Genomic DNA, 20170 nt, shown 5'->3' with positions numbered 1-20170 from the left:
TCCGGCTTCGAGCGTCCCGCACGGCAGCCGCCCGCCGCAGACGCCGGAGGCTGTTCAAGCAGGTGAAGCCGGGTACGTACCGCTTCGCTCCCCCTATGGACGAACATGAGGCATTTGATCCCGTTGGGGGACCCGGTGACGAACGAAAACGACAAGCAGCAGCAGCTCGACCGGTACCGAGTCGAGCAGGGCGACCGGCTCACCACGGACCAGGGCGTCCGGGTCGAGGACACCGACAACTCACTGGCGGTGGGCGACCGGGGGCCGACGCTCCTGGAGGACTTCCACTTCCGCGAGAAGGTCATGCGGTTCGACCACGAGCGGATCCCCGAGCGAGTGGTGCATGCGCGCGGCTCCGGAGCCTACGGCTTCTTCCAGGTCCACGAGTCGCTGGAGGAGTACACCTGTGCGGACTTCCTGACCGACCCGTCGCTGCGCACACCGGTGTTCGTCCGCTTCTCCACCGTGGCGGGCTCGCGGGGATCGGCCGACACCGTACGCGACGTGCGGGGCTTCGCCACCAAGTTCTACACCCGGGAGGGCAACTACGACCTCGTCGGCAACAACATCCCGGTGTTCTTCATCCAGGACGCGGTCAAGTTCCCCGACTTCGTGCACGCGGTCAAGCCCGAGCCGCACAACGAGATACCGCAGGCCCAGTCCGCGCACGACACCTTCTGGGACTTCGTGCAGCTCCAGCCGGAGACCATGCACATGGTCATGTGGCTGATGTCGGACCGGGCGCTGCCGCGCAGCTTCCGGATGATGCAGGGCTTCGGGGTGCACACCTTCCGCTTCGTCAACGCCGAGGGACGCGGCACGTTCGTGAAGTTCCACTGGAAGCCCGTGCTGGGCACCCACTCGCTGGTGTGGGACGAGGTGCTGCGCATCCAGGGCAACGACCCCGACTTCAACCGGCGCGACCTGTGGGAGGCGATCGAGCGCGGCGACCACCCCGAGTACGAGCTCGGCGTCCAGCTCGTCCCCGAGTCCGAGGAGCACTCCTTCGACTTCGACCTGCTGGACCCCACCAAGATCATTCCGGAGGAGGACGTGCCGGTCCGCCCGATCGGCAGGCTGACCCTCGACCGCAACCCCGACAACTTCTTCGCCGAGACCGAGCAGATCGCCTTCTGCACCGGCAACGTGGTGCCGGGCATCGACTTCACCAACGACCCGCTGCTGCAGGGCCGCAACTTCTCCTACCTGGACACCCAGCTGCTGCGGCTCGGCGGGCCCAACTTCATGCAGATCCCGATCAACCGGCCGGTCGCCCCGGTCCACAACGACCAGCGCGACGGCTTCCACCAGGACGCGATCCACCAGAGCCGCACCAGCTACACCAAGAACTCCATCAGCGAGGGCTGCCCCATGAGCGGCGTGCTGAGCGGCCGGATGGAGGGGGTGTTCCGGCACTACACCGAGCGGGTCGAGGGCGAGAAGATCCGCAGGCGCAGCCCCAGCTTCGAGGACCACTACAGCCAGGCCGCCCTGTTCTGGAACAGCATGTCCGACTGGGAGAAGCGGCACATCACCGAGGCGTTCCTGTTCGAGCTCGGGCATGTGGAACGGCGCTACATCAAGGAGAACGTCGTCGGTCACCTCGCCCACGTCGACGGCGACCTGGCCGCCGAGGTCGCCCGGGGCCTCGGCCTGCCCGAGCCCCAGGCCGTCCGGACCGACCACGGCAAGGCCTCGCCGGCGCTGAGCCAGGCCAACGCCCCACGCGAGTCGATCGCCACCCGCAAGATCGCCATCCTGGTGGCCGACGACACCGACGCCGACCAGGTGGCCGCGGTCCGCCGGGAACTGCAGGCCAGGGGCGCGGTCTGCGAGACGCTCGCCTCCCACGAGGGCACCGTCGGCCCGCTCGACGTCGACCGGCGGCTCGGCGCCGCCGCGTCGGTGCTGTACGACGCCGTGCTGCTGGCGGCCGGCGACGAGCTGACCGGCGACGGCCACGCGGTCCACTTCGTCCGCGAGGCGTTCAAGCACGGCAAGGCCATCGGCGCGCTGGGCGCCGGCCGGGCCCTGCTGGAGGCGGCCGCCCTGCCCGACCGCCAGGGCGTGGTCGGGCCGGACGACGAAGGGTTCACCCAGCGGTTCGCCGACGCAGTCGCCGTCCACCGCCACTACGACCGGGAGGTGGCCGGCTTCTCCGCCTGAGCGCCGCAGGAGCCGTCGCCGGCCGGGGCCCCGCACGGGCCGGGTGCGGGCCCCCGGCCGTGCGGGGCCCTGCTTTCGAGGCCGCCCGTAGCCGCCGGTGAGCGCGATCTGGCCACCCCGCCAGACATCCAGAACATACCCGGCATATAGGGTGCACGGTGATGAGCGCGCGCATACGGTGGATCGAACTGGACGGTGCGGTCAACGTCCGCGACCTGGGCGGACTGATCACGACGGATGGGCGGGCCACCCGGTTCGGCAGGGTCCTCCGCTCCGACAACCTGCAGGGACTGACGCACGGCGATCTGCGGACGCTCCTCGGCGACTTCGCCCTGAGCGACGTCATCGACCTGCGCAGCGACGCCGAGGTGCGACTGGAGGGGCCCGGGCCGCTGACCCGGGTGCTGGCGGTGACCATCCACCACCTGTCGCTGTTCGCCGAGGGCGGCCGGAACACCGACGTCGCCGCCGACACCCCCGATGGTGCGGACCCCGACCTGGACATCGACAAGGTGCTGCCCTGGCAGTCCCGCACCGACCGCGGGCCCGAGCACGACCGGTCGGTCGGCCACTACCTGGGCTACCTCCAGGACCGCGCCGACTCGGTGGTCGCCGCGCTGCGGGTCATGGCCCGCACCCGCGGAGCGGCCCTGGTGCACTGCGCCGCCGGCAAGGACCGCACCGGCGTGGTCTGCGCGCTGGCCCTGGACGTGGCCGGGGTGCACCGTGAGCACATCGTCGCCGACTACGCCGAGACCGGCCTGCGGCTGGAGGCCATCCTCGACCGGCTGCGGGCCAGCGAGACCTACGCCGCCGACCTGGACTCCCGCCCCGCCGACAGCCACCGCCCCGAGCCGGCCATCATGGAGAAGTTCCTGACCACCCTGGACGAGCGGTTCGGCGGCACCCTCGGCTGGCTCGCCGACCACGGGTGGACCGAGGACGACACCGCAGCGCTGCGGTCCCGCCTCCTCGACTGAACCGTCTTCGGGACGGCCGCCAGGCCCGCGCAGTACACCTTAGACGTTCGCCGTCTCGTTGCGGTCACCGGATCGAGGGGGTCGTCTCTTTATCCCGGCCAGCGCCTTTACGTTGTAGATCACATACTGGCCGACCGGAGCGAACCGGGCGCTGGGAGGCGGGAGGCGGTCAGCCGCCCATGACGGCGCGGACCGCCTCCTGGGCAGCGCGGCGCATCCGCGCGTGCAGCGCGGCGTTGGCCTCCCGGTCGGTCCGCGCCTCCACGATCCGCAGCCCCTGCCCCGAGATCGCCTTCGGCAGGTCCGAGGCCGACTCCAGCAGCGTGTACGGCAGCCGGTGCGCGGCCGCCAGATAGGCCAGGTCCGCCTCGTGCGGGGTACCGAAGACCCGCTCGAAAGGGTCGTCGGGCAGCGCCGCCTGCGGCAGCAGCGAGAAGATCCCGCCCCCCTGGTTGTTGACCACCACGATCGCCAGGTCCGGCCGGGGCTCGTGCGGCCCCAGGATCAGCCCGTTCTGATCGTGCAGGAACGCCAGGTCGCCCAGCAGCGCGTACGAGCGGCCGCTGTGCGCCAGCGCCGCCCCCATCGCCGTGGACACCAGCCCGTCGATGCCGCTGGCCCCCCGGTTGACCATGATCCGGATGCCCCGCCGCGGCCGCATCGTCTGGTCCAGGTCCCGGATCGGCATGCTCGCCGCGCAGAACAGCAGCGACCCGCCCGGCATCGAGGCCACCAGGTCGCGCGCCAGCCGCGGCTCGCTCACCTCGTCCCCGGCGTCCAGCACCGCGTCCACCGCCCGGGTGGCCGCCAGATCCGCCGTCCGCCACGACCGCAGCCAGCCGTCGTCGCCGGACACCACCGGGATCTCCACCTCCTGGGCGACCTGGGTGGCCGAGCGCACCGGGTCGGGCCAGCGCGTCAGGTCCGGGGCGACCACGATGTGCTCCTCGGCACGGCGCAGCAGCGACAGCAGCGGCCGCGACAGGCCCGGCTTGCCCAGCGTCACCACCACCTCGGGCCGGTGCCGCTCCATGAACTCCGGTGTCCCCAGCAGGAAGTGATGCGAGGACAGGGCGTGGTCGCCGTAGCGGGCGTTGCCGTTCGGCTCGGCCAACACCGGCCAGCCGGCCATCGACGCCGCCGCCACGTACCGCTTGACGTTGGCCGCCCCGTCCCCCACGACCAGCACACCCCGCCGGGTCGGCGGCACGTGCAGCACCGACCCGGGCGTGGCCGCCCGCACCCGGGTCCACGCACCGGTGGCGTCGCCGTCCAGCGGCTCGCACCAGCCGTCGTCGCCGTCCGGGATCAGCGGCTCGCGGAAGGAGGCGTTCAGGTGCACCGGACCCGGCGACGGCGCCAGCGCCAGCCCCCACGCCCGGCTCACCAGCGACCGCCAGTACGCCACCATGCCGGGGCGGTCCTCGGGCACCCCGATCTCGCAGCTCCAGCGGACCGCCGTCCCGTACAGCCGCAGCTGGTCGATGGTCTGGTTGGCGCCGGTGTCGCGCAGCTCCGGCGGCCGGTCGGCGGTCAGCACGACCAGCGGCACCCCCGACTGGTGGGCCTCGATCACCGCCGGATGGAAGTTGGCCGCCGCCGTGCCCGAGGTGCACACCAGCGCCACCGGGCGGCCCGACCGTTTGGCCAGCCCCAGCCCCAGGAACGACGCCGACCGCTCGTCGACGCGCACATGCAGCCGCATCCGTCCGGCCCTGGCCGCCGCGTGCAGCGCCAGTGCCAGGGGGGCCGACCGCGAGCCGGGGGCCAGCACCGCGTCGGTCATGCCGCAGCGCAGCAGCTCGTCGACCAGCACCGTGGCCAGGGCGGTCGCGGGGTTCATGGCATGACTCCTCGGGTGACTGCGATCACCGGCGGCGCGTCCATCAGGGCCTGGGCGTCGGCGACCCGGCGCCGCCAGCCCGCCCCCTCGTCCGCGCCGGCCTCGTAACGGCGCAGCGCGCCGGGGTCCGGCTCCGGCCGCCGCACCGGGATACGGCCGTCCACCGGCACCAGCGGGTCGACGACCACATCGCCCTCCAGCAGCGACAGCGTGGCCAGCCCGCAGGCGTACGGCAACTCGGGCAGCGCGGCGGCCAGGGCGAGCCCGGCCGCCAGCCCCACCGAGGTCTCCACCGCGCTGGACACCACCACCGGCAGCCCGGTCTGCTCGGCCACCCGCAGCGCGGCCCGCACCCCGCCCAGCGGCTGCACCTTGAGCACGGCGATGTCGGCGGCCCCGGCCGCGCGCACCTTCAGCGGATCCTCCGCCCGGCGGATCGACTCGTCGGCCGCGACCGGCACGTCCACCAGCCGCCGCACCCGGGCCAGCTCCTCCAGCGTGGCGCAGGGCTGCTCGACGTACTCCAGGTCGAACCGGTCCAGCCGTCTGATCATCCGTGCCGCACGGTCGACATCCCAGGCGCCGTTGACGTCGACGCGCACCCGGCCGTCCGGGCCGAGCGCGTCCCGCACCGCCTCCACGCGGGCCAGGTCCTCGGCGTCGGAACGGGCCGGGTCGATCCCCCGCTCGGCCACCTTCACCTTGGCGGTCCGGCAGCCCGACACCCGGGTCATCTCATGCGCCCGCTCGGGGTCAACCGCCGGGATCGTCACGTTCACCGGGATCGTCTCGCGCAGCGGGGCGGGCCACCCGTCATGGGCGGCCTCGCGCGCCGCCGCCAGCCAGCGGGCGCACTCACCGGGACCGTACTCGGCGAACGGGGAGAACTCCCCCCAGCCCGCGGGGCCCTGGATCAGCACGCCCTCCCGGCGCGTGATGCCGCGAAACCGCGTCCGCATCGGGATGGAGTAGACCCGCACCCGCTCGACCCCCTGCCCCTATGCGCGCCCGCGCCGCCTCGCCTCGTATCAGCCCGTACCGAACCGTACCGGCCTAGTAGTACCAGGGGAAACGCGACCAGTCGGGGTCGCGCTTCTCCAGGAAGGAGTCCCGTCCCTCGGCCGCCTCGTCGGTCATGTACGCCAGCCGGGTGGTCTCACCGGCGAACACCTGCTGGCCGACCAGCCCATCGTCGATCAGGTTGAAGGCGAACTTCAGCATCCGCTGCGCGGTCGGGCTCTTGCCGTTGATCTTACGGCCCCACTCCAGCGCGGTGCGCTCCAGGTCGGCATGCGGCACCACCGCGTTCACCATGCCCATCCGGTGCGCAGCCTCGGCGTCGTACTCGTCGCCCAGGAAGAAGATCTCCCGGGCGAACTTCTGCCCCACCTGCCGGGCCAGATACGCCGAGCCGAACCCGCCGTCGAAGCTGCCCACATCCGCGTCGGTCTGCTTGAAGCGGGCGTGCTCACGGCTGGCCAGCGTGAGGTCGGACACCACGTGCAGGCTGTGCCCGCCGCCGGCCGCCCAGCCCGGCACCACGCAGATGACGACCTTGGGCATGAACCGGATCAGCCGCTGCACCTCCAGGATGTGCAGCCGCCCCGTGCGGGCCGGGTCGATCGTCTCACCGGTCTCCCCCTCGGCGTACCGGTAGCCGTCCCGGCCGCGGATCCGCTGGTCACCGCCGGAGCAGAACGCCCACTCCCCGTCCTTGGGAGACGGCCCGTTGCCGGTGAGCAGCACGCAGCCCACGTCGCTGGACATGCGGGCGTGGTCCAGCGCTCGGTACAGCTCGTCGACCGTGTGCGGCCGGAACGCGTTGCGCACCTCGGGCCGGTCGAAGGCGATCCGCACGGTGCCCTGGTCGACCGCCCGGTGGTAGGTGATGTCGGTGAAGGAGAATCCCTCGACTTCCTTCCAGGCGGAAGGATCGAACAGCTCCGAAACCATGTGTCCCTCTCTCGCCGGCGCCGCTCGCCGGCCGCGTCCATTCAACCGCCCCGCCGATTCGAACGCGTTCGAAGGGGCGGTCTAGGCTGGCCGCGACATGGATCGCCAGGTGCACGCCCTCGTCCTCCCGCCCGGCCCCCGGCTGTGGCGGGCGCTGGCCGCCGCCCTCGACGGCACCGGCCCGGCCATCTGCCCGCTGTCCCCCGAGCTGCCGCGCCCGGCGCTGCGGACGCTGCTGGACGCGCTCGCCCCGGCCACCGTCGAGACCGCCGACGGCGTGCGCCCGCACCGTGCCGGCGAGCCGGTGGCCGCGGACACCGCGGTGCTGATCGCCACCTCCGGCTCCACCGGCGTCCCCAAGATCGCGGAGCTGCCGGCGGGCGCGCTGCGCCACTCGGCCGCCGCCACCCTGGAGCGGATCGGCGCCGCCGACGGCGACCGCTGGCTGTGCTGCCTGCCCACCAGCCACATCGCCGGTCTCCAGGTGCTGGTGCGCTCCCTGGTCTCCGGGACCGAGCCGGTGATCATGCCGCGCTTCGACACCGCGGCCGTCGCGCAGGCACGGGCCCGTCACCTGTCGGTGGTACCCACCCAGCTGCGCCGCCTGATGGACGCGGGAGTGGACCTGTCGCGCTTCGGGTCGATCCTGCTGGGCGGCGCCGCGGCCGCACCGGGGCTGCTGACCGAGGCCCGCGCCCGGGGCGCGCGGATCTTCACCACCTACGGCATGAGCGAGACCAGCGGCGGCTGCGTCTACGACGGCGTCCCGCTGGACGGGGTGCGCGCCGACCTCGGCCCGGACGGGCGGATCCGGCTGGCGGGGCCGGTGCTGTTCTCCCGATACCGGCTCCGGCCCCAGGCCACCGCCGAGGCACGAGACGGGGACTGGTTCCTCACCCAGGACCTCGGCGCCGTCGAGGACGGCCGGCTGCGCGTGCTGGGCCGGATGGACGACGTCGTCAACACCGGCGGGGAGAAGGTGCTGGCCACCGAGGTCGCCGCGGTGCTGGCCGGGCATCCGCAGGTCAAGGACGTCGTGGTGGTGGGCCGCCCGGACCCCGAGTGGGGCGAGCGGATCACCGCCGTGGTCGTCCCGGCCGGTGACCCGCCCACCCTCGGCGAACTGCGCGACCTGGTCCGCCGGACCCTGCCGGTGTACGCCGCCCCCCGCGAGCTGGAACTGCTGGAGGCCATCCCGTTGCTACCCTCCGGCAAACCCGACCGCCAGGCGCTCCGGACGGCGAGCACCGCACGGGCCTGACCGCGGCGGCAGGGCGCACGGCCCCCGAGGCGGCCGCCCGGCCCGCCCGTGATCACGCCACGGGCACCCCACAGGCCACCACAGGAGGCACGGCGGTCAAGGCCGCCGGGCGGGGCATCGCGGTCAAGGCCGCCGACCGGCCTCGTCGACGATGCCGGACTCCGCCATGCCGCCCCAGCCGAGAATCTGCCCCTTCCTGACGTGCGACTCCCCGTCCAGGCCCTGCGTACGGTGGTCGCGTACGGCGACATAGCGGAAGCCCAGGTACTCGTAGGTCCTGGGGTCGATCATGACCTCGTAGCGGAGGTAGCCCTCCGCCAGGAGGTGAAGCGTCACTCCGGGACGCCCGACAATGTCGGCGGCCCCGGCCTCGTACTCCACCCCAGGGATCTTGGTCAGCGCCCCGTACATGGCGGCCCGGACCCTGGCCGGCAGCACGACGTCGCGCAGGTAGATCTCGATGACTTCGAAGGCCCGCTGGTCCCTGCGCTCGCTCGGCCAGCCGCCCTCCCGCTCGATCCCCCGGTGGATCTCCGCGAGCAACGCGCCGGTGTCCGTGGGCAGAGACAGCAGGTACGGGTAGTCGCTCCTCGGCGACACCCCATGGGCCGGGCCGTCCTCCCCGAACTCCAGCGGCCCGCCGTCCTGGCTGATCGCTATACGCCTGCCGTCCGCGCTGGTCCAGCGCTCAATGGTGAGTCGCCGGTCGGGAGGCCCGAACAGCCTTCCCCCGCTCCCCTTGGACGAAGATGCCAGGACTGTCTTGACGTACGACCACTGACCGGGCCGGGGACGGTCGTCCGGCTCGGCGGCGGCCTTGAGCGCCGCGTTGGCGGCCAGGTCCTCGGCGTCGGCGACCGGCCTGAGCGACACACGGCCGCCGGACCCGCCCGGCTCGGCTCCGCCAGGCAGTTCCACGCCCTGCACCACCGTGACGCCGACCGCCACTCCCGTGGTCAGGGCGGCGACCGCCAGGAAGCGCCTGCGGGTCGTCATCGGTCCGCTGCGGCGCCTGGCCTGCCTGGCCGGCGTCGTCTTGGCCTCGCCGCCGGCGGCCGCCAGCAGCCTCGCACGGGCCTGAGCCTTGGCGTGGGGGTCGTAGGGGGGCACGTCGGGGCGCGCCTCCCGGAAGAGCATGATCTCGTCACGGGTCATGACCGGGGCTCCTCGTAGGTCGCCAGGGGATCGATGTCACCGAACGCTCGGCGCACCTTCTTGCGGATCCGGTGCAGGCGCGATTTCACCGTTCCGATGGGGATGCCGAGCGCCTCGGCGGCCTCCTCGTAGCTCAGCTCCGCCCAGGCGATGAGCAGCAGCAGATCGCGGTCGGCGGCCGGCAGCCCGGCCAGCACCTTGGCCAGCCTGGGCTGCAGCCGCTGGGCGGTCACCCGCTCGGCGCTGCGGTCGTCGAACGTGTCCGCCGGGTGGTCGGCCCGGGCCCAGGCCAGCACCCGGTGCCGGCGCATCTCCGCCCGCCGCTGCTGCCGTGCGGCCAGGGTCGCGATCCCGTACAGCCAGGGGCGGGCATCGGGCCGCGAGGTGTCGTAGGAGGTGCGCTTGCGGAAGGCCGTCAGGAAGGTCTCGGCGACGACGTCCTCGGCCGCCTGCGCCCCGAGCAGCCGGGCGACATAGCGGTGGATCTCGTCGCCGTGCCGGTCAAAGAGCACGGCGAACCGTTCGGGCATCCGCCACGACTCCTGCACCAGGACCGCGTCGGTGGGCGGCCCGCCGGACAGGGGGATGGACGGCTCCGTGTCCGTGGGGGCGGTCAACACCTACCACGTCCGTTCATGGGGAGTCCTCTCTCGTGGATTCACTCCTACTCCGTCCGTGGTCGTCGAGCGGTTCCCGGTGTTTTTCAGCCTGCCACCTTGACAAAGTAAGGTCGGGGATGAGCTGGGACGCCACCCCGGCCGGGAACAACATCGGCCCCGTGGGGCGTTTCGAATAGTGCGCACAGCAGCGCAAACCACCAGCAAAGAACGCATCCGCCCACAGGTGAGGTATGCGTCCATCACGTACGTCATATGGAAGGGAGGGGGGTGTCCTCATGCCGCGAACCGCCGTACAGGCCCCGCCCCAGGAGGCGACAACCGCACCGCTCGAAGACCTTCTGGAGCGTGGCCGTGCCCAGGGTCACCTCTCCCTCGGCGAAGTGCGCGCGGCCTTCGAGGCCGCCGGGATCAGTCCGGCCCAGGGCCGCTCGATCCTGCGCGAGATCTCCGAGGCCGGCGTGAGCCTGGCCTCCGAGGACGAGACCCCGGCGGCCGCGTCCGCCACCGCCCGCAGGCCCGCCCGCGGCAAGGCCGCCGCGGGCAAGCGCCGCACCGCCAGGGCCAAGGCCGACGCCGCCGCACAGGAGCCCGGCGGCCCGGCGGACGCCCCGGTGAGCGTGGCCGACGACGACGCCTTCCAGATCGAGGCGGTCGAGCCCACCGAGCCGATCGAGGCGGCCGAGGCCGAGACCGAGCCCGCCGACCTCGACGACGTGTCGAGCTCCATGGGCGACTCGGTGCACACCTACCTGAAGTCGATCGGCCGCCGGCAGCTGCTCACCGCCGAGCAGGAGGTCGAGCTGGCCAAGCGCATCGAGGCCGGGCTGTACGCCGAGTACAAGCTGGAGAACGAGGTCGGCCTGTCCCCCGACATGCGCGAGGCCCTGGAGTGGGTGGCCGAGGACGGCCGCCGCGCCAAGTCGCACATGCTGGAGGCCAACCTGCGGCTCGTGGTGTCGGTGGCCAAGAAGTACTCCGACCGCGGGCTGTCCCTGCTGGACGTCGTCCAGGAGGGCAACCTGGGCCTGATCCGCGCGGTGGAAAAGTTCGACTACACCAAGGGCTTCAAGTTCTCCACCTACGCCATGTGGTGGATCCGGCAGGCGATCCAGCGCGGCTTCGCCGACTCGGCCCGCACCATCCGGCTGCCGGTGCACGTGCTGGAGATGCTCAGCAAGCTGAGCCGGGTCGAGCGCGACATGCACCAGCGGCTGGGCCGCGAGCCCACCCCCGAGGAGCTGGCCGCCGAGCTGGACAAGAGCCCGGCGCAGGTACGCGAGCTGCTGCGCACCAGCCGCCAGCCGATCAGCCTGGACTCCACCATCGGCGAGGACGGCGAGACCCGCATCGGCGACCTGATCGAGGACATCGACAGCCCCGAGGCCTCGGAGATGGTCGACCGGCAGCTGATGGCCGACCAGCTGCGCCGCACCCTGTCGATCCTCTCGCCGCGGGAGGAGACGATCATGTCGATGCGGTTCGGGCTCTACGACGGGACGCCCCGCACCCTCGACGAGATCGGCCGGCATCTCGGGCTGACCCGGGAGCGGATCCGCCAGCTGGAGAAGGAGTCGCTGTCCAAGCTGCGGCACCCCAGCAACGCGATGCCGCTGCTGGACTTCGCGGTCTGACCGCCCGAGAACGCCCCCGGAGGAAGATCCTCCGGGGGCGTTCGGCGTGGCGGGGCCGTCCGGCTCAGTCGCCGCGGCGGAACTGGACGACGGCCACCCCGAGCAGGCCCAGCCCCATGACCGCCACCATGACCAGCTGCAGCCAGACCGGCACCGGCCAGCCGTTCCAGGTCACGCCCGAGTTGAACGCCCGTTCCAGCTCCGGCGACAGGTCCAGGCGACTGAACACCGCCTGCCGCATCGGCTCGACGGCGTAGGTCAGCGGGTTCAGCTTCGTCAGCACCGCCAGCCAGCCCGGCAGGCCCGACAGCGGGTACAGCGCCCCGGACAGGAACAACATCGGCATCATCGCCATCTGCATGATGGCGAAGAAGGACTGCATGTTGGTGATCCGGGCCGCCAGCAGCACCCCGAACGCCGTCAGCGCGAACGCTCCCAGGAACAGCTCGCCCACCAGCGTCAGCATCAGCAGCGGATCGTAGGGCACGCCGGCCAGCCCCGCCATCGCGACGATCACCACCCCCTGGGCGGTGGCCACGAACGCTCCGCCCAGGCACTTGCCCACCACGATGGCGCCGCGGCTGACCGGAGCCACCAGCATCTCCCGCAGGAAGCCAAACTCGCGGTCCCACACGATCGAGGCGGCCGAGAACATCGCGGTGAACATCACCGTCATCGCGCACACGCCGGGATAGATGAACGTCTTCAGGTCCACCTCCCCGCCGCCGGTGGCCATCAGGCTGGACAGGCCGGTGCCCATCACCAGCAGCCACAGCGCGGGCTGGATCAGCCCGGAGATCATCCGCATCCGGTCCGACCAGAACCGCAGCAGCTCCCGATGGAAGACGATCTTCACCGCGCGCAGGTCGTGCCGGACGCTGCGCTCGGGCACCTGGACCCGCACCACCTCGGTGGCCGTCGTCGCCGTCATCGCCTCACGCCCTCCCCCGCGCGGCCATCCGCATCCAGTCCCGGGACGAGCCCTCGGCGTCCCTGATGGTGGTGCCCGTGTAGGACATGAACACATCGTCCAGCGAGGGCCGGGCCACGCTCACGGACCGGATCGGCATGCCCAGCTCGGCGAACAGCCGGGGCACGAACTCCTCGCCGCCGGGGACGGCGAAGGTGACCGCGCCCTCGCGGACGGCGGCGTCAAGGTCGAAGCGCTCCTTGAGCGCGGCGATGGCGGCCTCGGCGTCATCGGTGTGCAGCTGCACCCGGTCCTTGCCGACGCTGGCCTTGAGCGCCTCGGGGGTGTCCAGCGCCACGATCCGTCCGGAGTCCATGATCGCGATGCGGTCGCAGAACTCCGCCTCCTCCATGTAGTGGGTGGTCATGAAGATCGTGATCTGCTCGGCGGCCTGGAGCTGGCGGATGTAGTCCCAGATGGACGCCCGCGTCTGCGGGTCCAGCCCCACGGTGGGCTCGTCCAGGAACAGCACCCGCGGGGAGTGCAGCAGCCCGCGGGCGATCTCCAGCCGGCGCTTCATGCCGCCGGAGTAGGTCTGGACCTTGTCGCGCCGCCGTTCCCACAGCCCGACCATCTCCAGCACCTGGCGCATCCGGTCGGCGACCGCCGCGCGGGGCACCCCGTACAGCTCGGCGTGGAAGCGCAGGTTCTGCTCACCGGACAGGTAGCCGTCCAGGGTGGGGTCCTGGAACACCAGCCCGATGTTGCGCCGCACGTCGTCGCGCTCGCGCAGTACGTCGTGCCCGGCCACCTGCGCGGTGCCCGCGGTGGGCCGCAGCAGGGTGCACAGCATGCTGATCGTCGTGGACTTGCCCGCCCCGTTGGGGCCGAGAAAGCCGAAGATCTCGCCGGACGCCACCGTGAAGTCGATGCCCTGCACCGCCGTGACGTCGCCGAAGCGCTTGACCAGCCCGGCAACGGCGACCGCGGGCTCCCCCGTGGTCATGGGCGACCTCCTCGACAGAATGGATTAGGCTCCCCAACAGTAGGAATTCCCTATATCTCGGTCAAGCGAGATAGGTCGAGATGGGTAAGGCGATCCCCGTGCACGATCGGTGCGGTGCGGGCCCGGTGGCGCCCGACCCGGTGCTGCTGCTGCCGACCCACCTGATGGCCGAGCTGCTCAAGCTGGCCCGGCGGACCTCGGCGGAGCTGTTCCCGACCGGGGGGCTGCGGCCACCCCATGTGGTGGCGCTGGCCTGGCTGGACGGCCACGGCCCGATGTCGCAGCGCCAGGTCAGCGAGCGGATGCGGGTGAACCCGGCCGACATGGTGGGGGTCGTCGACGAGCTGGAGCGGCTCGGCCATGTGGAGCGGCGGCGCGACCCCCGCGACCGCAGGCGCTATGCGCTGCACCTGACCGATTCCGGACGGCGGGCGCTGCACGACTGGCGGGCGCGGGGCGAGCGGCTCAACGACACCGTGTTCGCCCCGCTGGCGCCGCACGAGCGGGACACGCTCCAGGAACTGCTGCTCAAGGTGCTCGTCCACCACGACCCCCGCTTCGCACCGGCGGTACGGCACCAGGAGCCGGACCGGGTCAGCCGGTCAACCTGATGATGGACAGGTACGCCCCATCCGGGTCCGCCACGACGGCGAAACGGCCGGGCGGGATGTCGGTGGGCGGCACCGGCACCCTCCCGCCCAGCGCGACCGCCTTGTCGGCCGCGGCATCGCAGTCCTCGACGGCGAAGTAGGGCATCCAGTAGGGCGGGGCGTCGTCGGGCCACTCCTCGTTCATCTGCACCATGCCGGCGATGGAACGACCGTCGGTCGTCCACTCGGTGTAGGTGGTGGTGCCGGCCGGCTCGGTGACGGACTCCCAGCCGATGACGCTGCCGTAGAAGGCCTTGGCGGCCTCGATGTCGCGGCAGGCCAGCTCCGTCCAGCACAGCGCGCCGGGCTCGTTGACCCGCCGGGCGCCGGCGAAGTCGCCCGGCTCCCAGACCCCGAACACCGCGCCCTGGGAGTCGCCGAAGACCGCCATGCGCCCCAGACCCGCCACGTCCATCGGCGGGGTGTACACCTGCCCGCCCGCGGCCGTCACCGCGTCAGCGGTCTCGTCGGCGTCGGCCACGCTGATGTAGCAGGTCCAGGCCGGCGGCTGCCGCTCGTCCATGAGCTCCATCAGCCCGGCCACCTCGTCGCCCTCGACCCCGCCGAGGGTGAAACTGGTGTAGCCGCCGAACCCGGGGTCCGCCGGGGTGGATGAGCCCCAGCCGAACAGCCCCCCGTAAAAGACCTTGGCCGCCTCCGGATCAGGGCTGGCCAGGTCGGCCCAGCAGGGCTCGCCGGGCTCGTAGGACGTCATCTCGGGCATCGCCGGCCCCCTCCATCGAGGTGTGCCGCCAGGTTACGCCGAGTGACGGTAAATGCTCAGGTCACCGGCGGAATCGGCATCGCCAAGGCCGTTTCGGGGGCCGCTCCGAGAGCCGCTCAGCGGGCCGCCCGGCCCGCCATCTCCCGCGGCGACCGCCATCCGCCCGTACGGGCCCGAGCCTCGTCAAAGCGGCGCAGCACCAGGCGGGCAACCGCGTCGTGCGCCCCGAGCGGCGGGCTGACCAGATCCGCCCCGGCCCCGCTCATCCGGTCGTGGAAGAAGCCGGGCGCCAGCAGGTACGCGGCCACCGCCACCCGCTCGGCGCCGTGCTCGCGCAGCCGGGCGACCGCCTCGGCCAGCCCCGGCTCCCCCGCCGCCACGAACCCGTGGCGGACCGGCCGCCGCAGCCGCCGGGTCAGCAGCCGCGCCGCCGCCCGCACGTCGGCGACCCCGGCCGGATCGGACGACCCGGCCGCCCCCAGCACCACCGCATCCACCCCGGCAAGCCCCATCCCGGCAAGACTCGCCCCCGCGATCCCCGGCCGCGCCGGCCGCGGCAGGGAGCGCCCCGGCCCGAGGCGGCCGGGGCCGCCCGGCATGGCGGCGAACGGGTGCTCCGGACGGTCCTGGCTGTCGCCGTCCGGGACGGATGAGGGGCCGATGAGGCAGGCGGCGGCCAGGCGGTCGGCCAGGGCCTCGCTCAGCAGGGGGTGCGGGCCCAGCGGGCGGGCGACCGTGACGACGCGGGAGCCGCAGGCCTCCTGGAGACGGCCGGGGATGTCGATCAGGGCGTGGTAGCCGCGGGCCAGCAGCAGCGGCACCGCCACCACCGGCCCGCGGGTCTGTCGCACCGCCTCCTCCAGCGAGGGGGAGGCGAGCTCCGCGTACGCCTCGGCGACCCGCAGCCCGGGACGCAACGCGCGCACCCGGTCCAGCAGTGCCCGCACGGTGGCCGGGCCCGCCGGGTCGTGGGTGCCGTGCGCCACGGCAAGGAGGGTGGCCGGGGTCATCGCGGGATCTCCATCCGCACCGGGTCGCAGGCCAGCCGGTAGCCGCGTTTGACCACCGTCTCGATGATGCCGGAGCGGCCGAGGCCGCGCCGCAGCCGGGCCACCGCCATCTCTACCGCATGCTCGTCGGCCTGCGGGCGACCGTCGCGCGCCCAGAGGCCGCCGCCCGTGATCATCCGGCTGGGCAGCACCGTGCACAGCTCGGCCCGGGACACCACATGGCCGGGCCGGCGGGCCAGCGCCCGCAGGATCGCCATCGGTGCCGGGGCGATCGGCCGCAGCTGCCCGTCCAGCACCACGGCGTGCCCGCGCAGCTCCAGGGCGTGCCCGCGGACGTTGATCAGCCGGGCCCGCCGCCGAGGCAGGTCAGAGACGATGGCGCGGACCAGCGCCCCGATCCGGGCCCGTTCGGGCTGGACGGTGGGCACGCCCCGTTCAGTGAGCGGCTGGGCGGTGACCGGCCCGACGCAGGCGGCCACCGCGTGGGTGCGCAGCGCCTCCAGCAGCGCCTCCTCCAGCCCGTCCTCGGCGGCCACCGCCAGCGTGGCGGTGACCGCGGGCGCGCTGGTGAAGGTGATGGCGTCCACGGTGCCGGCCACGGCCTGCCCGACCAGCCGGCGCAGCGGCGTGGAGTCGTCGGTGCGCGACCAGCGGTAGACCGGCACCTCGATCACCTCGGCCCCGGCGCGGCGCAGCGCGCCGGTGAAGTCCGGCAGCGGCTCGCCGTACAGCTGGACGGCGATCCGGGCGCCGGTCAAATCCTCGGCCAGCAGGTGCCGCAGCACCTCCTCGCAGCTCTCGGAGTCCGGCGACCAGTCCTCCTGCAGACCGGCCGAGCGGATGGCGCCGCGCGCCTTGGGGCCGCGGGCCAGGATGCGGACCTTGTGCAGCCGGTCGATCAGCTCCTCGCGCAGCCCCCACCCGTCGGCCGTCTCCAGCCAGGCGCGGAACCCGATGCCGGTGGTGACGACCACATGGTCGAGCCGTTCGCCGAGGCATACGTTGGTGGCGTGCAGCAGCTCGGCGTCGTCGGACAGCGGCACCAGCCGGATCGCGGGGGCGTGCACCACCCGCGCCCCGCGCCGCTCCAGCAGCGCGGCCAGTTCCTCGTGCCGCCGCGCCGCGGTCACCCCGACCGCGAACCCGGCCAGCGGCTCACTGTCAGTGTTCATGGCCGGCCGAGCCCGCCTCCGCCAGATCGTCCGGTGCGTTCACAGCGCCACCTCCACCCGGCCGGCCGGGGTGCGGCGGACGCCGAACGTCGGCAGCGCCACCTCGGTGTCGTCCAGGCAGCGGCCCGTGCGCAGGTCGAAGACCTGTTTGTACATGGGGGACGCCACGGTGGGGGTGCCGCCGCGGGTGCCGAGGATGCCCCGGGCGATCACGTAGGCCCCGCTGAACGGGTCAAAGTTGGACAGCGCGAACAGCTCGCCGTCGAAGGTCCGGAAGATCGCCACCTGGATGCCCTCCAGCAGCGCGCAGGCGCCGCGTTCGGGCAGCAGATCCTCGTAGGCGCACACCTCGTGCCAGCGGGTCGTCGTCGGTGCCGGGACGGCGTGCGCGGGCCCGGTCTGCACGTCGGCGGTCATCGGCTCACTACCTCCAGCTGCGGTCCGGCCAGCAGTACCGGCTTGATCTGGTCTCGTTCGGGTGCGAAGGCGATGCTCGGATCGGGCACTGTGGGGGCGTTGACGAAGGACACGAAGCGGCGCAGCTTGTCGGGGTCGGCCAGGGTGTCGCGCCACTCGTCGGAGTAGGCGGCCACGTGCCGCTCCATCGCCGCGTCCAGCTCGGCGCAGATGCCCAGCCGGTCCTCCACGATCACTTCCCGCAGGTAGTCGATCCCGCCGTCCAGGCCCTCCAGCCAGCTCGCGGTGCGTTGCAGCCGGTCGGCGGTGCGGATGTAGAACATCAGGAAGCGGTCGATGTAGCGGATCAGGGTCTCGTCGTCGAGGTCGGAGGCGAACAGGTCGGCGTGCCGGGGCCGCATCCCGCCGTTGCCGGCCAGGTACAGGTTCCAGCCCCGCTCGGTGGCGATGACGCCGAAGTCCTTGCTCTGCGCCTCGGCGCACTCGCGGGCGCAGCCCGATACTGCGGACTTGAGCTTGTGTGGGGCGCGCAGCCCCCGGTAGCGCAGCTCCAGCCGGATCGCCATGGCGACCGAGTCCTGCACGCCGAAGCGGCACCAGGTGGACCCGACGCACGACTTGACCGTGCGCAGCGCCTTGCCGTAGGCGTGGCCGGACTCGAACCCGGCGTCCACCAGCCGCTTCCAGATCTGCGGGAGCTGGTCGACCCGGGCGCCGAACAGGTCGATCCGCTGCCCGCCGGTGATCTTGGTGTAGAGGCCGAAGTCGCGGGCCACCTCGCCGATCACGATCAGCTTGTCTGGGGTGATCTCCCCGCCGGGGATGCGCGGCACCACCGAGTAGGTGCCGTTCTTTTGCAGGTTCGCCAGGAAGTGGTCGTTGGTGTCCTGCAGCGCGGCCTGCTCGCCGTCCAGGATGTGGCCGTTGCCCAGACTGGCCAGGATGGAGGCGACCGCGGGTTTGCAGATGTCGCAGCCCCGGCCCCGCCCGTGCTCGTTGATCAGCTGGGTGAACGTGGTGATCCGGCGGACCCGCACGATGTCGAACAGCTCGGCGCGGCTGTGCTCGAAGTGCTCGCAGATCGCCTTGCTGACCTCGATGCCGGCCGCGACCAGCTCGGCGTCCAGCAGCTTCTTGACCAGCGGGACGCAGCTGCCGCACGAGCTGCCGGCCCGGGTGCAGCCCTTGACGGCGGCCACGTCGGTGAGGCCCTCGTCGCGGATCGAGCAGCGGATGGTCTCGGCGGAGACGTTGTTGCAACTGCAGATGACGGTGGCGCCGGGCAGGTCGCCGCCGGCCGGCTCGGTGCCGCCGAACAGCGTCTGCTCGGGGCTGCCGGGCAGCTCGGCGCCGACGTAGGCGCGCAGCGTCGGGTACGTCGTGGCGTCGCCCACCAGCACGCCGCCCAGCAGGGTGCGGGCGTCGTCACTGACGACGAGCTTCTTGTAGACGCCGCCGACCGGGTCGGTGTAGGTGACGCCCAGGGTCCCCTCGGCCCGGTCGGCGAACGGGTCGCCGAAACTGGCCACGTCCACGCCCATCAGCTTGAGCTTGGTAGAGGTGTCGGCGCCGCCGAAGGCGGCCTGCCCGGGGCCGCCGGTCGCCTCGGCCAGCAGCCGGTCGGCCACCACCTCGGCCATCGTGAAGCACGGCCCGACCAGCCCGTAGACCTGGCCGTCCACCAGGGCGCACTCGCCGACGGCCCACACGGCCGGGTCCGCGGTGCGGCAGGTCGCGTCGACGACGATGCCGCCGCGCTCGCCGACCGGCAGCCCACAGCCGCGGGCCAGCTCGTCGCGGGGCCGGATGCCGGCGGAGAAGACCACCACTGAGGACTCGATCGCCGACCCGTCGCTCAGCCTCACCCGGGCGACCCCGCCGTCCGGGCCGGCCTCCAGACCCGCCATCGGCGTGCCCGCGTGCACCGTCAGGCCCAGCGACTCGATGTGGCGGCGCAGCATGGCGCCGCCGCCCTCGTCGAGCTGGCGCGGCATCAGCCAGGGCGCCACCTCGACCACATGGGTGTCGACGCCCAGGCCCTGCAGCGCGCGGGCCGCCTCCAGGCCCAGCAGGCCGCCGCCGACGACCACGCCGCCGGCGTCGGGCCGGGCGGCGCAATGGGCGCGCAGCGCGTCCAGGTCGTCGATGGTGCGGTAGACGAACACACCGGGCAGGTCGCGGCCCGGCACCGGTGGCACGAACGGGGACGAGCCAGTGGCCAGCACCAGCGCGTCGTAGCCGACGACCGCCCCGGAGGCGGTGGTCACGGTGCGGGCGGCGCGGTCGATCCCGGTGACCGGGTCGCCGGTGTGCAGCCTCACCCCGGGGCCGTGGGCCGGGAACGCCAGCTCGGCGTCCTCGGTCAGGTACGAGGTCAGCGCCACCCGGTCATAGGCGGGACGGGTCTCCTCCCCGATCACGGTGATCTGCCAGGCGCCCGCGGTGTCCCGCTCGCGCAGGGCCTCCACCAGCCGGTGGCCGGCCGGGCCATGGCCGATCACGACCAGTCTTCTGCGGGTATCCCCTCCGACGTCCATGCGCCGATACTCAGCAGGAGGCGTTTCGCGGCTGCGTCTCCTTTGTCACCGGCATGTTAAAAGCCGCTCACCTTGAAATCCTTTCGTGGTCATCCTGTGACCTGCCACAAAAGAGAGAACCCGCCGGTAATCGGC

The 20170-nt window shown here is 72.7% G+C and carries 17 protein-coding genes; 5 read left to right on the top strand and 12 right to left on the bottom strand.

What is annotated here, in order from left to right:
• Window positions 1-105: 105 nt before the first annotated feature.
• Together C4U03_RS27000 and C4U03_RS26990 are read left to right on the top strand one after the other, a co-directional pair.
• Window positions 106-2166 (top strand): catalase, encoded by a 2061-nt coding sequence (locus tag C4U03_RS27000; RefSeq protein ID WP_103941430.1) that lies wholly within the window; start codon window positions 106-108, stop codon window positions 2164-2166.
• A 161-nt stretch (window positions 2167-2327) separates the two neighbouring features.
• Entirely contained in the window at window positions 2328-3146 is an 819-nt protein-coding gene (locus C4U03_RS26990) for a tyrosine-protein phosphatase (RefSeq protein ID WP_103941426.1), read from the top strand.
• Window positions 3147-3315: 169 nt separating this feature from the next.
• Here the strand turns inward: C4U03_RS26990 and menD are convergent, their stop codons facing one another.
• The 3 genes from menD to C4U03_RS26975 all read right to left on the bottom strand — a co-directional run bounded on the left by menD (window position 3316) and on the right by C4U03_RS26975 (window position 6942).
• On the bottom strand, window positions 3316-4989 hold the full coding sequence (gene menD, locus C4U03_RS26985; RefSeq protein ID WP_103941424.1) for a 2-succinyl-5-enolpyruvyl-6-hydroxy-3-cyclohexene-1-carboxylic-acid synthase: 1674 nt from the start codon (window positions 4987-4989) through the stop codon (window positions 3316-3318).
• Window positions 4986-5948, bottom strand: a complete 963-nt coding sequence (locus C4U03_RS26980) for an o-succinylbenzoate synthase (protein WP_235018171.1) — start codon at window positions 5946-5948, stop codon at window positions 4986-4988. The genes menD and C4U03_RS26980 overlap by 4 nt, the downstream gene beginning before the upstream one ends.
• 94 nt (window positions 5949-6042) lie before the next feature.
• Window positions 6043-6942 carry a 1,4-dihydroxy-2-naphthoyl-CoA synthase gene (locus C4U03_RS26975; RefSeq protein ID WP_103941420.1) on the bottom strand — a complete coding sequence of 300 codons (900 nt, stop codon included), beginning with the start codon at window positions 6940-6942 and terminating at the stop codon, window positions 6043-6045.
• A 97-nt stretch (window positions 6943-7039) separates the two neighbouring features.
• Here C4U03_RS26975 and C4U03_RS26970 point away from each other — a divergent pair, with 97 nt between their 5' ends.
• The gene (locus tag C4U03_RS26970; protein WP_103941418.1) at window positions 7040-8203 is read left to right on the top strand and encodes an AMP-binding protein; all 1164 of its coding nucleotides are present in this window, start codon (window positions 7040-7042) and stop codon (window positions 8201-8203) included.
• Between the two features lie 123 nt (window positions 8204-8326).
• On the opposite strand, the gene C4U03_RS26965 is transcribed toward C4U03_RS26970, so the two are convergent.
• Both C4U03_RS26965 and C4U03_RS26960 read right to left on the bottom strand, forming a co-directional pair.
• Window positions 8327-9358 (bottom strand): CU044_5270 family protein, encoded by a 1032-nt coding sequence (locus C4U03_RS26965; protein WP_103941416.1) that lies wholly within the window; start codon window positions 9356-9358, stop codon window positions 8327-8329.
• Window positions 9355-9978, bottom strand: coding sequence for an RNA polymerase sigma factor (locus C4U03_RS26960; protein WP_407701454.1), 624 nt, complete (start codon window positions 9976-9978; stop codon window positions 9355-9357). Before C4U03_RS26960 ends, C4U03_RS26965 begins: the two co-directional genes overlap by 4 nt.
• Window positions 9979-10253: 275 nt before the next feature.
• Here C4U03_RS26960 and C4U03_RS26955 point away from each other — a divergent pair, with 275 nt between their 5' ends.
• The gene (locus C4U03_RS26955; RefSeq protein WP_103941414.1) at window positions 10254-11609 is read left to right on the top strand and encodes an RNA polymerase sigma factor; all 1356 of its coding nucleotides are present in this window, start codon (window positions 10254-10256) and stop codon (window positions 11607-11609) included.
• 64 nt (window positions 11610-11673) lie between these two features.
• Here the strand turns inward: C4U03_RS26955 and C4U03_RS26950 are convergent, their stop codons facing one another.
• Together C4U03_RS26950 and C4U03_RS26945 are read right to left on the bottom strand one after the other, a co-directional pair.
• Complete coding sequence (locus C4U03_RS26950) at window positions 11674-12540, bottom strand: ABC transporter permease (RefSeq protein WP_103941412.1); 867 nt, start codon at window positions 12538-12540, stop codon at window positions 11674-11676.
• Between the two features lie 4 nt (window positions 12541-12544).
• Window positions 12545-13525 (bottom strand): ATP-binding cassette domain-containing protein, encoded by a 981-nt coding sequence (locus tag C4U03_RS26945; RefSeq protein ID WP_103941410.1) that lies wholly within the window; start codon window positions 13523-13525, stop codon window positions 12545-12547.
• 98 nt (window positions 13526-13623) lie between these two features.
• On the opposite strand from C4U03_RS26945, the gene C4U03_RS26940 reads away from it, so the two are divergent.
• The gene (locus C4U03_RS26940; RefSeq protein WP_146087543.1) at window positions 13624-14136 is read left to right on the top strand and encodes a MarR family winged helix-turn-helix transcriptional regulator; all 513 of its coding nucleotides are present in this window, start codon (window positions 13624-13626) and stop codon (window positions 14134-14136) included.
• Here the strand turns inward: C4U03_RS26940 and C4U03_RS42585 are convergent.
• The 5 genes from C4U03_RS42585 to nirB all read right to left on the bottom strand — a co-directional run bounded on the left by C4U03_RS42585 (window position 14120) and on the right by nirB (window position 20035).
• On the bottom strand, window positions 14120-14899 hold the full coding sequence (locus tag C4U03_RS42585; RefSeq protein WP_103941406.1) for a VOC family protein: 780 nt from the start codon (window positions 14897-14899) through the stop codon (window positions 14120-14122). The genes C4U03_RS26940 and C4U03_RS42585 overlap by 17 nt on opposite strands.
• Window positions 14900-15015: 116 nt before the next feature.
• Window positions 15016-15909, bottom strand: coding sequence for a sirohydrochlorin chelatase (locus C4U03_RS26930; RefSeq protein WP_103941404.1), 894 nt, complete (start codon window positions 15907-15909; stop codon window positions 15016-15018).
• The gene (locus C4U03_RS26925) at window positions 15906-17081 is read right to left on the bottom strand and encodes a uroporphyrinogen-III synthase (protein ID WP_103941402.1); all 1176 of its coding nucleotides are present in this window, start codon (window positions 17079-17081) and stop codon (window positions 15906-15908) included. The genes C4U03_RS26930 and C4U03_RS26925 overlap by 4 nt, the downstream gene beginning before the upstream one ends.
• A 39-nt stretch (window positions 17082-17120) precedes the next feature.
• Window positions 17121-17498, bottom strand: coding sequence for a nitrite reductase small subunit NirD (nirD, locus tag C4U03_RS26920; protein ID WP_103941400.1), 378 nt, complete (start codon window positions 17496-17498; stop codon window positions 17121-17123).
• Window positions 17495-20035 (bottom strand): nitrite reductase large subunit NirB, encoded by a 2541-nt coding sequence (gene nirB / locus C4U03_RS26915; protein ID WP_103941398.1) that lies wholly within the window; start codon window positions 20033-20035, stop codon window positions 17495-17497. Before nirB ends, nirD begins: the two co-directional genes overlap by 4 nt.
• Window positions 20036-20170 lie beyond the last annotated feature (135 nt).

Source organism: Thermomonospora echinospora, assembly GCF_900108175.1.
Classification (GTDB): domain Bacteria; phylum Actinomycetota; class Actinomycetes; order Streptosporangiales; family Streptosporangiaceae; genus Thermomonospora; species Thermomonospora echinospora.
The sequence above is the reverse complement of the archived record's forward strand: the minus strand, read 5'-3'. Positions and strand labels throughout refer to the sequence as shown.

Coding starts and splice junctions, on each gene's coding strand:
- C4U03_RS27000 (WP_103941430.1), top strand. CDS start 106: ATGAGGCATTTGATCCCGTTGGGGGACCCGGTGACGAACGAAAACGAC.
- C4U03_RS26990 (WP_103941426.1), top strand. CDS start 2,328: ATGAGCGCGCGCATACGGTGGATCGAACTGGACGGTGCGGTCAACGTC.
- menD (WP_103941424.1), bottom strand. CDS start 4,989: ATGAACCCCGCGACCGCCCTGGCCACGGTGCTGGTCGACGAGCTGCTG.
- C4U03_RS26980 (WP_235018171.1), bottom strand. CDS start 5,948: ATGCGGACGCGGTTTCGCGGCATCACGCGCCGGGAGGGCGTGCTGATC.
- C4U03_RS26975 (WP_103941420.1), bottom strand. CDS start 6,942: ATGGTTTCGGAGCTGTTCGATCCTTCCGCCTGGAAGGAAGTCGAGGGA.
- C4U03_RS26970 (WP_103941418.1), top strand. CDS start 7,040: ATGGATCGCCAGGTGCACGCCCTCGTCCTCCCGCCCGGCCCCCGGCTG.
- C4U03_RS26965 (WP_103941416.1), bottom strand. CDS start 9,358: ATGACCCGTGACGAGATCATGCTCTTCCGGGAGGCGCGCCCCGACGTG.
- C4U03_RS26955 (WP_103941414.1), top strand. CDS start 10,254: ATGCCGCGAACCGCCGTACAGGCCCCGCCCCAGGAGGCGACAACCGCA.
- C4U03_RS26950 (WP_103941412.1), bottom strand. CDS start 12,540: ATGACGGCGACGACGGCCACCGAGGTGGTGCGGGTCCAGGTGCCCGAG.
- C4U03_RS26945 (WP_103941410.1), bottom strand. CDS start 13,525: ATGACCACGGGGGAGCCCGCGGTCGCCGTTGCCGGGCTGGTCAAGCGC.
- C4U03_RS42585 (WP_103941406.1), bottom strand. CDS start 14,899: ATGCCCGAGATGACGTCCTACGAGCCCGGCGAGCCCTGCTGGGCCGAC.
- C4U03_RS26930 (WP_103941404.1), bottom strand. CDS start 15,909: ATGACCCCGGCCACCCTCCTTGCCGTGGCGCACGGCACCCACGACCCG.
- C4U03_RS26925 (WP_103941402.1), bottom strand. CDS start 17,081: ATGAACACTGACAGTGAGCCGCTGGCCGGGTTCGCGGTCGGGGTGACC.
- nirD (WP_103941400.1), bottom strand. CDS start 17,498: ATGACCGCCGACGTGCAGACCGGGCCCGCGCACGCCGTCCCGGCACCG.
- nirB (WP_103941398.1), bottom strand. CDS start 20,035: ATGGACGTCGGAGGGGATACCCGCAGAAGACTGGTCGTGATCGGCCAT.